Annotated in this window: 14 protein-coding genes; 8 read left to right on the plus strand and 6 right to left on the minus strand. The window is 70.9% G+C overall.

All coding sequences use genetic code 11. The annotated features are described in order from the left end of the window. A partial coding sequence (locus tag DKT68_RS03970) for an ATP-binding protein (protein WP_109816073.1) occupies positions 1–2,644 on the minus strand: 2,644 nt, incomplete at its 3' end. A gap of 225 nt (positions 2,645–2,869) precedes the next feature. Between DKT68_RS03970 and DKT68_RS03975 the strand changes: the two genes are divergently transcribed. Together DKT68_RS03975 and DKT68_RS03980 are read left to right on the plus strand one after the other, a co-directional pair. Beyond that, on the plus strand, positions 2,870–3,319 hold the full coding sequence (locus DKT68_RS03975) for a helix-turn-helix domain-containing protein (RefSeq protein ID WP_201748889.1): 450 nt from the start codon (positions 2,870–2,872) through the stop codon (positions 3,317–3,319). Next, on the plus strand, positions 3,312–3,680 hold the full coding sequence (locus DKT68_RS03980; RefSeq protein ID WP_109816075.1) for a DUF4180 domain-containing protein: 369 nt from the start codon (positions 3,312–3,314) through the stop codon (positions 3,678–3,680). Before DKT68_RS03975 ends, DKT68_RS03980 begins: the two co-directional genes overlap by 8 nt. 4 nt (positions 3,681–3,684) lie before the next feature. On the opposite strand, the gene DKT68_RS03985 is transcribed toward DKT68_RS03980, so the two are convergent. Then, positions 3,685–4,308 (minus strand): 8-oxoguanine DNA glycosylase OGG fold protein, encoded by a 624-nt coding sequence (locus DKT68_RS03985; RefSeq protein WP_146218278.1) that lies wholly within the window; start codon positions 4,306–4,308, stop codon positions 3,685–3,687. Positions 4,309–4,503: 195 nt separating this feature from the next. On the opposite strand from DKT68_RS03985, the gene DKT68_RS03990 reads away from it, so the two are divergent. From DKT68_RS03990 to DKT68_RS30850, 3 genes are all read left to right on the plus strand, one after another. Next, positions 4,504–5,595 carry a helix-turn-helix domain-containing protein gene (locus DKT68_RS03990; protein ID WP_109816077.1) on the plus strand — a complete coding sequence of 364 codons (1,092 nt, stop codon included), beginning with the start codon at positions 4,504–4,506 and terminating at the stop codon, positions 5,593–5,595. After that, positions 5,592–6,203, plus strand: coding sequence for a hypothetical protein (locus tag DKT68_RS03995; protein WP_109816078.1), 612 nt, complete (start codon positions 5,592–5,594; stop codon positions 6,201–6,203). Before DKT68_RS03990 ends, DKT68_RS03995 begins: the two co-directional genes overlap by 4 nt. Positions 6,204–6,284: 81 nt before the next feature. After that, positions 6,285–6,506: a hypothetical protein gene (locus tag DKT68_RS30850; RefSeq protein ID WP_146218279.1), complete on the plus strand. Its 222-nt coding sequence runs from the start codon at positions 6,285–6,287 to the stop codon at positions 6,504–6,506. A 61-nt stretch (positions 6,507–6,567) separates the two neighbouring features. Here the strand turns inward: DKT68_RS30850 and DKT68_RS04000 are convergent, their stop codons facing one another. Continuing rightward, positions 6,568–7,473, minus strand: coding sequence for a hypothetical protein (locus DKT68_RS04000; protein WP_146218280.1), 906 nt, complete (start codon positions 7,471–7,473; stop codon positions 6,568–6,570). A 315-nt stretch (positions 7,474–7,788) separates the two neighbouring features. On the opposite strand from DKT68_RS04000, the gene DKT68_RS04005 reads away from it, so the two are divergent. Next, a complete protein-coding gene (locus DKT68_RS04005; protein WP_109816080.1) occupies positions 7,789–9,792 on the plus strand; it encodes an FG-GAP-like repeat-containing protein in 2,004 nt (667 codons plus the stop codon). A gap of 50 nt (positions 9,793–9,842) precedes the next feature. On the opposite strand, the gene DKT68_RS04010 is transcribed toward DKT68_RS04005, so the two are convergent. The 3 genes from DKT68_RS04010 to DKT68_RS04020 are packed head-to-tail and all read right to left on the minus strand — an operon-like array spanning position 9,843 to position 10,617. Further along, positions 9,843–10,106 carry a hypothetical protein gene (locus DKT68_RS04010; RefSeq protein ID WP_109816081.1) on the minus strand — a complete coding sequence of 88 codons (264 nt, stop codon included), beginning with the start codon at positions 10,104–10,106 and terminating at the stop codon, positions 9,843–9,845. After that, positions 10,103–10,366 carry a DivIVA domain-containing protein gene (locus tag DKT68_RS04015; RefSeq protein ID WP_109816082.1) on the minus strand — a complete coding sequence of 88 codons (264 nt, stop codon included), beginning with the start codon at positions 10,364–10,366 and terminating at the stop codon, positions 10,103–10,105. Before DKT68_RS04015 ends, DKT68_RS04010 begins: the two co-directional genes overlap by 4 nt. Next, positions 10,363–10,617 (minus strand): hypothetical protein, encoded by a 255-nt coding sequence (locus tag DKT68_RS04020; protein WP_109816083.1) that lies wholly within the window; start codon positions 10,615–10,617, stop codon positions 10,363–10,365. Before DKT68_RS04020 ends, DKT68_RS04015 begins: the two co-directional genes overlap by 4 nt. Before the next feature lie 254 nt (positions 10,618–10,871). On the opposite strand from DKT68_RS04020, the gene DKT68_RS04025 reads away from it, so the two are divergent. Together DKT68_RS04025 and DKT68_RS04030 are read left to right on the plus strand one after the other, a co-directional pair. After that, positions 10,872–12,122 carry a helix-turn-helix transcriptional regulator gene (locus tag DKT68_RS04025; RefSeq protein ID WP_109816084.1) on the plus strand — a complete coding sequence of 417 codons (1,251 nt, stop codon included), beginning with the start codon at positions 10,872–10,874 and terminating at the stop codon, positions 12,120–12,122. After that, positions 12,119–12,628, plus strand: coding sequence for a flavoprotein (locus tag DKT68_RS04030; protein WP_109816085.1), 510 nt, complete (start codon positions 12,119–12,121; stop codon positions 12,626–12,628). The genes DKT68_RS04025 and DKT68_RS04030 overlap by 4 nt, the downstream gene beginning before the upstream one ends. Positions 12,629–12,631: the final 3 nt, after the last annotated feature.

A 12,631-nucleotide genomic window follows, 5' to 3' on the forward strand; every position in this document is an offset into this window, starting at 1 on the left:
GGGTGGCGGGGCCGGTGGGCGCCAGGCCGGCGAGCCGGTCGAGCACCTGGACCATGCCGAGGGCGGTTGCCTCCCGGGTGGTGGTGGCCCGCAGCGCGGCCAGCGTCTCGGCGTCGCCCGGCTGGCCACGGCCGGCCAGGGCGGTTGCCAGCCCGGCGCGGGCGATGAGCGACCAGGGCCGCGAGCCCATCCGGTCGGCGGCGTCGCGGGCCGCCGTGAAACCGGCGATGGCGCCGTCCCAGCGCTCCTGCGCGGCGTCGAGCACCGCCAGCCAGTGGTCGACGGGACCACTGATGTCGCAGCCGAAGAGCCCCACCGTCCACTCTCCACGGTGGGGGGCCAGCGCGGCTCGCGCGTCGTCGCAGCGGCCCGGCTCGCGGGACGCGGCGGCGGCCTGCGCCCGCAGCCGAAGCCAGAGCGGCGACACCGGGCGCGGGTACCTGATCTCGGTGGCTTCGATGCCGGCGGTCAGGCGGACCGCTGTCTCGCCGTCGCCGCGCTCCGCCGCGGTGATGGCCCGCAGCAGCTCCCGGTAGGGGTAGTCGGTCCCGCTCAGCCCGCTCAACAGCGTGTCGGTCTCGTCGAACCGGCCCTGTAGGAGCAGCCGGGACCAGTGCAGGTGATGGCCCATGAACCCGAACTCTGCGTGGCCCGGGTCGGCGAGGTCGCTGAGGACGGTGAACCGCTCGTCGGCCTCGGCGAAGTCACCCCGGAACGCCGCGATGATCCCGCTGTCGACGGTCGCGGCAACCCGGTGCCGAGCGAGTTCGTCCTGCCCGCCGCCGGCGACGAAGGCGGTGAACTCCTCGATGAAACGAGGGTCGCCCAGCTCGAGCAGCGCCACCCAGCGCAACGAGGTGGCCCACAGCTCGGTCTCCCGGTCGCCGGTGCGGCGGGCCACGTCCCGGATCTCGGAGGTGAGCGCCGCCCGGGCCGCCGCGGTGCCCAACCCCCACGTCGTGTCGTGGCGAGCCCACAGGCTGAAGGTCAGCGCCTCGTCGTCGCGACCCCGCCGGGCGATCGTCTCCGTGGCGGTGATCAGGTCGGCGATCAACGTGCCGACCGACGCGGCGGCGTCCGGCTCGCCGATCAGCCGCCGGTACGCCTCCCGCACCAGCTCCGCCGTCTGTACCGAGCGCGCGGTCTCCACCTGACGGGAGCGGTGGACGGTGAGCGCGACGCGGACCAGGAGCACCGGGTCGTCGAGGGTACGGGCCAGCGTCGCGGCCTCGGCGAGTAGTTGGACGGCCTCTTCCCGGCCGGCGTGGTGCCAGCGCACCTCACCGAACTCGACGAGGATCCGCACCCGCTGCGCCCGGTCCTCGACGACCTCCAACGCCCGACTGAAGTGCACTACCGCCTCGTCGGTGGCGAGCCGGGCGTGCGCGTCCCGCCCCGCGGCGACGAGCAGATCGGCCGCTCGGGCCCGGTCGAGGACGGGACCGGCCAGGTAGGCGTGGCGGGCGAGATCGGCGGGGATCAGACGCTCGGTGAGCTCCGCCAAGTCGTCGACCGACCGGACGACAGCGCCGTGTCGCGCCCGGCGGTCGTCCTCGGTGAGCCCGTCGTAGAGCGTCTCGCGGACAAGATCGTGGGCGAAGGCGAACCGGCCGCCGCCCCGGGCGACCACCAGCCGGGCGGTCACCGCCCGGTCGAGCAGCCGGTCGACCTGCGCCGCCGGGGCCGCCGCGCAGGCCGCCAGGACCTGACGGTGGAACTCGCGGCCCAGCACGGCGGCGACGGTGAGCGTCTCGACCACCGGCGGGGGCAACTGGGCGAGTCGGCGCCGCACCGCCTCCCGTACGCCGGGCGCGATCGTGCCGCCCGTCCCGTCGGCGCGCCACAACCGGGCGGTCTGTTCGATGAAGAACGGGTTTCCTCCGGTACGCCGGTGCACCTCGTCGACCAGGTCGGTGTCGGGCTCCCGCCCGGCGGTCCGCGTCATCAAGGCGGCCACCTCGTCCCGGGACAGGCCGGTCAGGGTGACGGTGGTGGCCTTCGTGACCAGCGGCATCAGCAGCGGGCGCAACGGGTGCTCGCCCGACTCGACCTCCGCGTCGCGGTAGGTGCCGATCAGCAGCAGCCGTTCGAACCAGGTGTGCTGGGCGGCGAACCCGAGCAGCCGCAGCGAGGCCGGGTCGGCCCAGTGCAGGTCGTCGAGGACGACCACGACCGGCCGCTGCTGGGAGACCGCGACCAGTGCGGCGGTCACCGCGTCGTACAGGGCGAACGCCTCACGGTCGCCGACGTCCGTGCCCGTGTCGACGCCGGCCCAGCTGGCGGCGCGGCCAGCCTGCTCGCCGCCGGCGCCGGCCTCGCCGAGCAGTGCCGCGAGAGCCGGCTCCGCGGTCTCCCGGGCCACCGCCCAGTCGTCGGCGGAGCGTTGCAGGCCGCGCAGGACCTGCACCCAGGGCCAGTAGCCGGGGGCGCTGTCGGAATCCCAGCAGGCGGCGCCGAGCACCAGCGCCCCCCGCTGCCGGGCCTCCCGGGCCGCCGCGGTGACCAGCGTCGTCTTGCCGATGCCCGGCTCTCCGGTGACCAGGACGAGACCGCCGTGGCTGGTGGCGGCCCGGTCCAGCTCGGCGCGCAGCAGACCCGCGGGATGATCCCGCCCGATGATGGCGTCGCCGAGCCGCGCGTCCATGGTTTCCAGACGGTACTGGACCCGTCCGACACCGGTGGGCTGCTTTTCGAGTGGTTGCTGAGGCGCGCTGGGGTGCGGACCGGGGCGACGCGGCGATACGCGGTAGCGCCGCTCGGGGCGGCCATGGTGTTCCGCTCGTCCTTTGGAGCTGATGTCGTCAACGACTCACGCGATGAGCACCCCCATCGCTCCCTAACCTTCCCTACCGAGCTAGGGTAGGGAGTGATGAGGGAAGACATGTACTCGGTGGAGCAGGTTGCCGACCGGCTCGACCTGCACGTGCGGACGGTGCGCGGCTATATCCGGTCCGGCCGGCTGAGGGCGGTGCGGATCGGCAAGCAGTACCGCATCGCCGCCAGCGACCTCGACGCGTTCACCGGGCAGACCCGAGCCGCCACGGCCACCGGCCCGGCGGAGGTGTCGAGCATCGTCCAGATCGACGGCGTCGACCGGGCCGCCGCCGACCGGCTCGGCACGCTCGTGCTCGCCAGCGCCAACACCGGTCACGACCCGGCCCACCCATTACGGGTGCAGACCGTGCACGACGAGGAGCGCCGCCGGATGAAGATCATCATCCTGGGCGATCCGGCCTCCACCGCCGAGCTGCTGCACCTGCTCGACGCCGTACTCAATGCCGACAACGGCCTGCTCGACCGGGAGGTCCACGATGCCTGACGAGATCCAGGAACGCGCCGGAGTGCAGGTGCTCCTCTGCGACCCCGCCGGCCCGCCGATCGCCACCGAGCAGGACGCGCTGGACCTGATCGGCGCCGCGTTCCTCGGCGCCCAGGTGGTGGCCGTGCCGGCCGACCGCCTCGACGAACGCTTCTTCTCGCTGGGCACCCGCTTCGCCGGCGAGGTCATGCAGAAGTTCGTCAACTACCGGCTACGACTGGCGGTGGTCGGCGACATCTCGGCACACCTGGCGGAGAGTTCCGCGCTGCGCGCCCTGGTGCACGAGTCGAACCGGGCCGGGCACATCTGGTTCGTCCCCGACCTCGGCGCCCTGGACGCCCGGCTGCGCGCCATGGCGTAGACACTCACCGGTCGTTGACGACAGCCATCTCCACCGCGTCCGGCTCGATGCCTCGGGCCTGCGCCTGCTCGGCCGCCCACCGCAGGTACGCGAGCCACTCCTCCGACAACCAGCCGGACACACGGCCGACTCCGGCCTCGTCAGGGAGACGGCTGGCCACGACGCGGTCGAGGATTAGCGGCTGCACACCGCCCACCTCTCGTCGGTAGCCGACGAAGTAGAGGACCTTCGTGAACAATCCCGGCCCCAACCACGGCAGGCGAGCGTGGTCGGGGTCGCGGAAGCGGCGGTACGCCGTGCGCAACGCGTCCTCGTCTGGCGCTGACGCGGACACCTCCTCCAGCGCGTACGCCAGACGTTTGCCCTCCGGGTCGGCGGCGAGCGACCTGGCGGCGCGCCATGGCCCGTACCCGATGGCCCCGTAACCCCAGACCAGCACCGCGGTCAGCAGCTGGCGGGGGCTCGCGGAGCCGGCCCGGTACGCGTCGGCCACCGCGAAGACGTCGCGCCGCCAGACATCGCCGCTCGGTGGAAAGCCGTCGGGCCAGGCGTCCGGCGGCAGCCCCGCCCGCCACCGGTCGACCTGCACGATGACCGGGCTCTGCTCCCCCGGTAACGGCTTCTGCATGGTTACCTCCCTCAGGTCGCGGAGCAACCCGCCCACGTGGGATCTCCGCGACCCGAACGCTATGGCCGCGTGCTCCCGTCGGCTGCCCGGTGGCACCATGTCGGGGTATCGAGGGGCGTAAACAAACATCCGATTTCGCAATGTCGATTCGCTGCGGTCGAGACGTAGAGCATGAGTGCGTGCGATTATCGCACCATGACCGAAACCGGCGACTGGACAACGGTCGGCGAGCAGGTACGCCAGACGCGGCTGGGGGCTGGCCTCTCTCAGGCCGAACTAGGTGCTCAACTCGGCCTCGATCGCACGATGATCGCCAAGATCGAGTCCGGCACTCGGCGTGTGGACGCATTGGAACTCATCCGGCTCGCGGCCGCACTCGACGTACCCATCGATCACCTGCTCGAGCGACGACCAGCGGTGATCTCGCGCCGCTCGGAACTCATAGCCGAGGACAACGACACAGACGTGGCGAGGCGTTCTCAACGACTGGAGATCACACTCGCCTCCTGGCTCAGGGACGTCCGCCAACTCCTTGACGCCGGCACCCTCACCCTCGTCAGCCCCGTCCGCTACGAAGGGAGTGTCACCTCCGACGATGACGCCCGTACCGCTGCTCGATGGCTGCGTGACATGCGGCGTATTGGCACGGAGCCGATTGACACCCTCATGGAGTTCTGTGAACGCAGCGGCCAGTACGTCCTCGTCAGTGACCTTCCCGGGGAAGGCGCATCGATGGTGGACGGGGACCTGGCGGTGTCGGTCGTCAGCGTCGAGGGAGACCCGGGCCGGCGTCGAGCTACCGCCGCCCACGAGCTGGGCCACCTGGTTTTGGGCGACGAATACTCCAGCGATCTGGCGGTACACGTGTCCCGCGCCGACCGGGAGAGCCTGATCAACGCTTTCGCCGCCGAACTGCTCCTTCCGGTCGCCGCGTTTGGCGATGTCAGCAGCCGTCCGGCCTCTCGCGAAGAGATGATCCGTCTCACCGCGCGCTACCGCACGTCGTGGTCGCTGGCCGTGCGCCAGGCGGAACGCGCTGGGTGGCTCGACGCGTCATCGGCCCGCTGGAGCCGAACCACGCCAACCCGGGCGGAGATCATGGATGCGGTTGGCTGGGCCCCCCAGCCAGATCTCGACGCCATTCGCGTACCGCCGGGTTATTCGCACGCCGTCATGGAGGCATGGCGCCGGTACCTCGTATCGGATGCCCGAGCGGTCGAACTCCTGCATGGCCAGATCGGGCTGGATGACCTGCCCGCGCGCGATGAGACAGACCCGACACCGTGAGCAACGCGGCTCTGGATTGCGAGCCCCTACTCGTCTTCGACACCACCGTGCTGCATCATTTCGCGCTCGCCGACCGGCTCGACGTACTGGCGGACCTGATTGTAGGAAGGCGCGCGGCTACCACCGCCGTCGTGCTCGACGAGCTTCGTACCAGTGCGGAGCGGGAGCCGGCTCTCACCGCGGCGCTGAAGCTTGCCTGGATCGACGTCATCGCACTCGACACGATCACCGAAATCCGGTGCTTCTCGGATTGGGTACGTCGTATCGGCGCCGACAGACGAGACGTCGGCGAGGCAAGCGTCTTCGCCGCGGCCGAGATACACGGCGGTACGGCGGTCACTGATGACCGCACCGCCACCAAGGTAGGCCGCGCCTACGGGCTGGAGGTGCACGGCACGATATGGCTTCTCGCAGATCGATGCCGATCCGGCAGGCTCACCGAAGTCAACGCCGGTGCCATCATCGACGCACTGCGCGAGACACAGCACCGACTGCCGTGCACCGGGGCGGAGTTTTCCTCATACGCACGAAAGGCGGGGCTTCTCCAGCTCAACCCTCCCCCCTACATTCCGGGTCCGACGCGGCCGCCAACCATCCATCAGGTCTAGCGGGTAACGCCACTGCTCCTGCCACCACCGACCCCACCGGGGTTCATGACTAGCCGCCCGGCGACCGGGTACGCGCGGTGCATGGGTAGCCACAAGCAGAACAAACACGACAGCGGCGGCGAGTCGGCGCGAGGCCGGCGGCATCCGGGCAGCGGCGCTCCGGGCCGTCAGGGCTCGCCCATGGAGCACTCGCCGGACCAACGGCGCCGCCGTACCGCGACCGGCTCCGCCGGCACCGAGCACGACCTGGGCCGGGCCAAGGTCTCGGGCGACGGGCGGATCCAGCGCCAGGGCGGCTCCTGACCGACCAGTCAACGGTGTGGCCGCCCCGCGGGTTCGCGGGGCGGCCACACGGAATGTGTTGTTACGCCGTCGCACAGATGGCGTACGCCGTGTCGGACCAGTTGCCGGCGAACGCGTCCTCCTCGTACGCACCCGAGGCGGCCGAGGTCGGGGCGGTCGCGGGACCACCGTTGGGACGGAAGTCGTCCACGATGCCCTCGCCGGTCACGCCGTTGAGTTCGTAGCCGGCGCCGGTCAGCACCTTCCCGACCGGGCAGGTCGCGACGACACTGCGGAAGTCGAGGGAATTGCTGGCACCCACCGTGGATGCCCGCACCAGGCCGGGCAGCGGGTTGGCGCAGATGGCGTACGCGGTCGCGGACCAGTTCAGGGCAGTGGCATCCGACTCGTAGGCGCCGACGTTCACCGAGGTCGGTGCCGCCGCGACACCACCATTGGGGCGGAAGTCGTCCACGACGCCCTCACCAGTCACCCCGTTCAGCTCGTAACCCGTACCGGTCAGCACCTTCCCGACCGGGCAGCTCGCCGTAATGCTGTGGAAGTCGGCGGAGTCACTGACGCTGACCGCGGAGACCCGCACCAGGCCGGGCACCGGGTTGGCGCAGATCGCGTACGCCGTCACCGACCAGTTGCCGGCGAACGCCTCCGTCTCGTAGGCGCCAACGGTGACGGCCGTCGGCGCGGTGGCCGGGCCGCCGTTGGGACGCAGGTCGTCGACGACACCCTCACCGGTCACCCCGTTCAACTCGTAGCCCGTGCCGGTCAGCACCTTGCCTACCGGGCAGGTCGCCGTGGCGCTGTGGAAGTCGGCGGAGTTGCTGACGCTGGTCGCGGCGATCCGGACCAGGCCGGGGACCGCGGCGGACGCCGGGCTCGCCGGGGCGACCACCGCACCGGCCATGACGAGACCGAGCACGAGTACGGACGCTCGGGCACCGAACCGCCGGGTTTCCTTCTGAGCACGCATATGTTTCTCCCGTCTGAGGCCGGGCGGCGGCTGGTGGGTTCCGGGGAACCGACGCCGACGCCAAGGCCGATCGTGATGACGGGTTCACGGTAGGTAGTGGGCTGACCAGGGATTATCTCCAAGACGACTACGTCGCGTAACGGACCATGTCATCGATCGTTTCGATCGGTCTGCCGGGCGTGCCGGCACGGATCCGACGAAGGATCTCGCCCGACGTCCGCGTGAAGAAGCCTTATCCGCGCGGCGGGTGTGACGCGGTGCGACGGCTGAACGCCGTACCAACGGAATGATCATCACGGGGACCGGAGGACGCTGATGGCGCACACACCCACCCGCTTACGACTGTTCGGCATCGCACTCGTGGCGGCGCTCGTCGCGGTGACCCAACTGACCGCGGCACCGGCGCAGGCCGGGCCGGCGATCAACCCGCCGCCGGCGACCAGCGCGACGGCGGTCTCGTCCACCCAAATCCGGGTGAGCTGGCAGGCGGCGCCGCAGGCCTCCGCGTACCGGATCTCGCGTTCCACCGGGTCGGGCGGCCCCTACACCCAGGTCGGCAGCAGCACCGGCCTGGAGTTCCTAAACTCCGGGCTCGCCCCGGCCACCACCTACTACTACGTCGTGCAGGCCGAGTACCGGAACAAGCTCTCCGGCCAGTCACCCCAGGCCAGCGCCACCACCCTGCCGGTGCTGGCGGCACCGAGCGGCCTGCGGCTCACCGGCACCCCGGGCACGATGGAGCTGACCTGGGCGGCGGTGCCCGGCGCGGCCCGGTACGAGGTGTACCGACACCACCCGATCGACGGGGACAGCCTGATCACCTCGACCACCGAGCCGTCGTTCCGCGAGACCGGGCGGTCGGACGGCTACTACTACCAGTACAAGGTGCGCGCCCTCACCGCCAACGGCGCGGCCGGCCCGTTCGCGTCCGGCGCCGCCTACACCGGCCTGGCGACCACCACCACGATCGCCGTCAACCCGACCCGCTCCGAGCAGGGCCAGTGGGTGGCGCTGTCCGCGCGGGTCCGCACCGCCGACGGGTCCGAGCCGTGGGGCAAGGTGGTCTTCCTCTCCGGCAGCGAGGTCATCGGCCAGGCCACCCTCTGGCAGGGGTACGCCGCGATGGTGACCACCCCGAAGGCCAGCTCGGTGACCTACTACGCCCGCTTCGAGGGCTACGGCACCAACCCCAACAACGGGGGCAGTTCGTCTACCGACCTGCCGTTGCAGGTCGACCCGGCGTACGGCGAGGTATCCTTCGGCCCGTCCGAGGCGGCCCGGGTGGGCTCCACCGAAACGGCCATCGCCGCCGGCGACCTCACCGGCGACGGGCTCACCGACGTGGTGCTCACCACCGGCATCGAGGCCGGCGCCGGGGACCTCAACCACTCGGCCTACCTCTACGTCCAGCTGCCGGAGCACCGGCTCGCCGCGCCCGTCCGCTACGGCACGTCGGTGCCGACCGGCGGCAGCATGGTCCCGGTCATCGCCGACATCGACGGCGACGGCCGCAACGAGCTGCTGGTCGCCTCCGGAGACGGGCTGGACCTGTACCGGCAGTCCCCCGGCGGCCTCGCCGCGCCGGTGGCGCTGCCGTTCGGCGCACCCCTCGGCGACGTCCACGTCATCGACCTCGACCAGGACGGCACGCTGGACCTGGTGGCGACCACCAACGAGTCGGTGCTGGTGCGCTACGGCACCGGCCCGGGCGAGTTCGCCGCGCCGACCGCCGTGACCACACCGCTCTCCGGCCCGGTCCTGGGGGTCGCCGACGTGACAGGCGGCCCCGGCCTGGACCTGGTACGCCTCGACGGCCGGCGGATCATCGTCGCCGAGCAGACCTCGGCACGCACCTTCGCCGCAACGACCGGCGTCCCCGTACCGGAGGGGCAGGAGATCGACGCTCGGTCGTTCGCGGCGGGCGACGTCACCGGCGACGGTCGGGCCGACGTGGTCGTCACCGTCACCGGCAACATGCCCGACCCGCGGGTCTCCGTGCTGACGCACGACGCCTCCGGGGCCCTCGGCGAGTGGCAGGTCTACGTCGCGTCCGACATGCCCGAACCCGTCGTCCTCGAGGACATGGACGGCGACTCGCGGCTGGACGTGGTGGTCGCCCACGGCGGCTGGTACCAGGTGGGCGTCATGCTCCAGCGCCCCGACGGCCGCCTGGGCCGGGAACAGCTGGGCTACAACAGCTACTACGCCAGCCACTACGAGCACCGCGGTCTCGCGGTCGGCGACATCAACAGCGACGGCCACAAGGACGTGCTGCTGGCCGACTACAACAACGGGCTTGTGGTGGTCCCCGGGGCGTAGCGAAATCCGTCAGGCGACGGGTGGTGCCTCTTCGGCGCTACCCGTCGCCTCTATTGGGGCAGTTCCTCGTCAGAGGGGCCGCACGCCCCGGCATGCCCGTCGCGCCGCCGGCAACGGCCGGCGCCGTCGAGCCGGGCGTCACACCAGACTCGGGTACGCAGGAACTGGCGGTCCTCCTCGCTAAGGGTGGTCTCCCCGAAGTCGATGGCCGTGACGTGATCGAGTGAGTCGCGCAGAGCCGTCGCCAGGATGGCGGCGGCGTCGAGGCTGGTCAGCGTGGTGGGCAGATGAATGATCCAGCGGGGTGCGGTCATCGCGGCCACCTGCTGTTGGGCACTCCCGGCTGCCGGTGGCGGCAGTTGGTGTGGCGCGACTGCCACTGGCGCAGCGCCTGGCGGATGCGTTCGGCCTCGGTGTTCGTCGTGGTGAGCTTGCGGTGCAGACGTTCCAGCTCGTCGGCGACCCGGTTGAGGTAGTCGTTCACCTGGTCCGGGTCGAGGCCCCGCCAGCGGGTGTCGAAGGCGGCGGCTCGGACGTCGTGCGGGTGGAGGCGTTCGCCCGTCAGGTAGATCACCGCTGCGGCGCCGTCTGCTCGGCGATCAGCAGCTGGACCTGGCGGTCGGTGAGGCCTCGCTGGTCCAACACCCGTCGGCCCCAGCGGTGCAGCCGGCATGGGTGCACCGCGCGATCGTTGCGGCAGCGGACTGCGTCGGGCCACTGCTCGGCGGCGTGCACGGTGACCGCCCTGATGGCGAAGCCGACGTCCTCGGAGGTCACGTAGGGCGGTAGCGGTAACTCACCGAGGATCTCGTCGATCGAGTCCATGGCCCTCCTTCGTCGATCGGCGGCGCCTGTTCTTGTCGGGTGGCGCCGAGGCGGGCGGGGACGGTTGGTACGGCCGCGCGTCCGCACCGACCGGAGCCCAGCACCCACCCCGGGCCTGTGTCCTCACTCTGGACCGGGCGGTGAGTAGGAACTACAGCGCTGGCTGGGCTCAAGTGAGGCATTACTGAGGCACTGTGAGTCCCGCTGGGCGCGACACAGAGTCACTAGAGTGGCCTCATCCGGGAGGAGGACGCGTGGCTCTCAAGCGATACCGGCTGGTGCAGCGGCGCAAGATGCTCGGATTCAGCCAGGAGCGACTCGCCGAAGCCCTCGGTGTGGAGCGCTCAACGGTCGTCCGGTGGGAGCGGGCCGAGACGGATCCCCACCCGTGGCATCGGATCCGGATCGCCGGAGCGCTCCAGGTGCCACTGGACCAGCTTCAAGAGATCCTCGATGATGTCTCCGTCGCGACAGCCCGAGGAAGCATCATGGGAGACAGCGCCGCCCAGACCCAACCCGCAACGCGCGCCGAGCTGCTCACCGGCCTGCGCGCCTTCCTGACGCGCTACCTGCCGAACGACAACGCCGGACGCCCCTCTGCGTCGCTGCCCGAAGTGCGGCGGGCCGTTACCCGGGTACACGGGCTGTATCAACGAGCCAGCTATGTCCCCGCCTCGCGCCACATCCCGGATGTCCTCCGAGCCGCGACCGAGCTGACCCAGTCCGGATCAGGCCTCCACCGGGTGACCGCCTTCAAGCTGCTCGCCGCCGCATACGTCGCGGCGTCGAAGATCGCCTGCAAGGTCGGTGACGGCGAGACGGCTCTGCTCACCGCCGATCGGGCCGCGACCTCGGCGCAACTCGCTGGCGACCACGCGCTGGCGGCGGTCGCCGCGTACCAGGCCGCGTGCGCCCTACTCCGGTTACCGGATCGCATCGCCGAGGCTGAGGCGGTCACCGACGCCAGCATCGACCATCTGGCGCGACTGCGGTCGTCGCCCCACCCGGACCTGATCTCCGCGCATGGCGCGCTCCTGCTATTGGCCGCCATCATCGCGGCGCGACGGGGTGACGTGAAGCAGGCCGGGCGTCACCTCGATCAGGCACAGTCCGTCGCCGCGGACCTCGGATCCGATCAGAACCGGCTGTGGACCGGCTTCGGGCCGACCAACGTCACGATCCACACGGTGTCCGCGGCCGTGGCGGCCGGCACTGCCGAACGTGCCATCGAAATCGGAAGCCGGCTCGACACATCACGGCTGCCGATCGCCCTGATCGGGCGGCGCGCACAGGTCCACCTCGACCTCGCGGAGGCAGGCGCGACGAGCAGCGACGGCAGTTCGCTCGCCGTTCTCCACCTCCTGGAAGCCGAACGAGTGGCACCGGAACTGCTCGCCGCCAACGTCCAGGCACGGACGCTGCTGCTCAACCTGCTGTCCAAGGAACGCCGGTCCGTGACACCCGGCCTCCGGCCAATGGCAGTACGCGCGGGGCTGCTCACATGACCGACAAGAGGGTCCTGTACCTCGTCGTCTGCGCCGCGCCGCCGGCACTCCAGATCGGCGAACTCATCGACCTGCTGATGGCGGACGGCTGGGCCGTCTGTGTGATCGCCACACCGACAGCGGCGACTTGGATCGACAGGGAGGCGTTGTCCGAGCAGACGGGCTACCCGGTCCGCTCGGAGTGGCGGCGGCCGGGAGAGCCAGACGTGCTGCCTAAGGCGGACGCCGTCGTGGTCGCCCCCGCCACCTTCAACACGATCAACAAGTGGGCCCTCGGCATCAGCGACAACCTCGCCCTCGGCATCCTCAACGAGGCGCTCGGCCTACATCTCCCCATCGTCGTCTTGCCGCACGCGAAGCCAGCTCTGGCCGCTCACCCTGCCTTTACACGCAACCTTGACCAACTCCACGCGAACGGAGTAGCGGTAGCCCCAGCCGACGAATCTCAGGCGTCCAACCACGAGCGCACGCCTTGGCTCAGCCTCGTCAAGGCGATGGAAAGGTGACCA

Origin of the sequence: Micromonospora acroterricola, assembly GCF_003172955.1 — a bacterium.
GTDB classification, from domain to species: Bacteria; Actinomycetota; Actinomycetes; order Mycobacteriales; family Micromonosporaceae; genus Micromonospora; species Micromonospora acroterricola.

Excerpts from the sequence above, each read along its gene's own strand:
- DKT68_RS03975 (WP_201748889.1), top strand. The coding sequence starts at position 2,870 with ATGAGGGAAGACATGTACTCGGTGGAGCAGGTTGCCGACCGGCTCGAC.
- DKT68_RS03980 (WP_109816075.1), top strand. The coding sequence starts at position 3,312 with ATGCCTGACGAGATCCAGGAACGCGCCGGAGTGCAGGTGCTCCTCTGC.
- DKT68_RS03985 (WP_146218278.1), bottom strand. The coding sequence starts at position 4,308 with ATGCAGAAGCCGTTACCGGGGGAGCAGAGCCCGGTCATCGTGCAGGTC.
- DKT68_RS03990 (WP_109816077.1), top strand. The coding sequence starts at position 4,504 with ATGACCGAAACCGGCGACTGGACAACGGTCGGCGAGCAGGTACGCCAG.
- DKT68_RS30850 (WP_146218279.1), top strand. The coding sequence starts at position 6,285 with ATGGGTAGCCACAAGCAGAACAAACACGACAGCGGCGGCGAGTCGGCG.
- DKT68_RS04000 (WP_146218280.1), bottom strand. The coding sequence starts at position 7,473 with ATGCGTGCTCAGAAGGAAACCCGGCGGTTCGGTGCCCGAGCGTCCGTA.
- DKT68_RS04005 (WP_109816080.1), top strand. The coding sequence starts at position 7,789 with ATGGCGCACACACCCACCCGCTTACGACTGTTCGGCATCGCACTCGTG.
- DKT68_RS04010 (WP_109816081.1), bottom strand. The coding sequence starts at position 10,106 with ATGACCGCACCCCGCTGGATCATTCATCTGCCCACCACGCTGACCAGC.
- DKT68_RS04020 (WP_109816083.1), bottom strand. The coding sequence starts at position 10,617 with ATGGACTCGATCGACGAGATCCTCGGTGAGTTACCGCTACCGCCCTAC.
- DKT68_RS04030 (WP_109816085.1), top strand. The coding sequence starts at position 12,119 with ATGACCGACAAGAGGGTCCTGTACCTCGTCGTCTGCGCCGCGCCGCCG.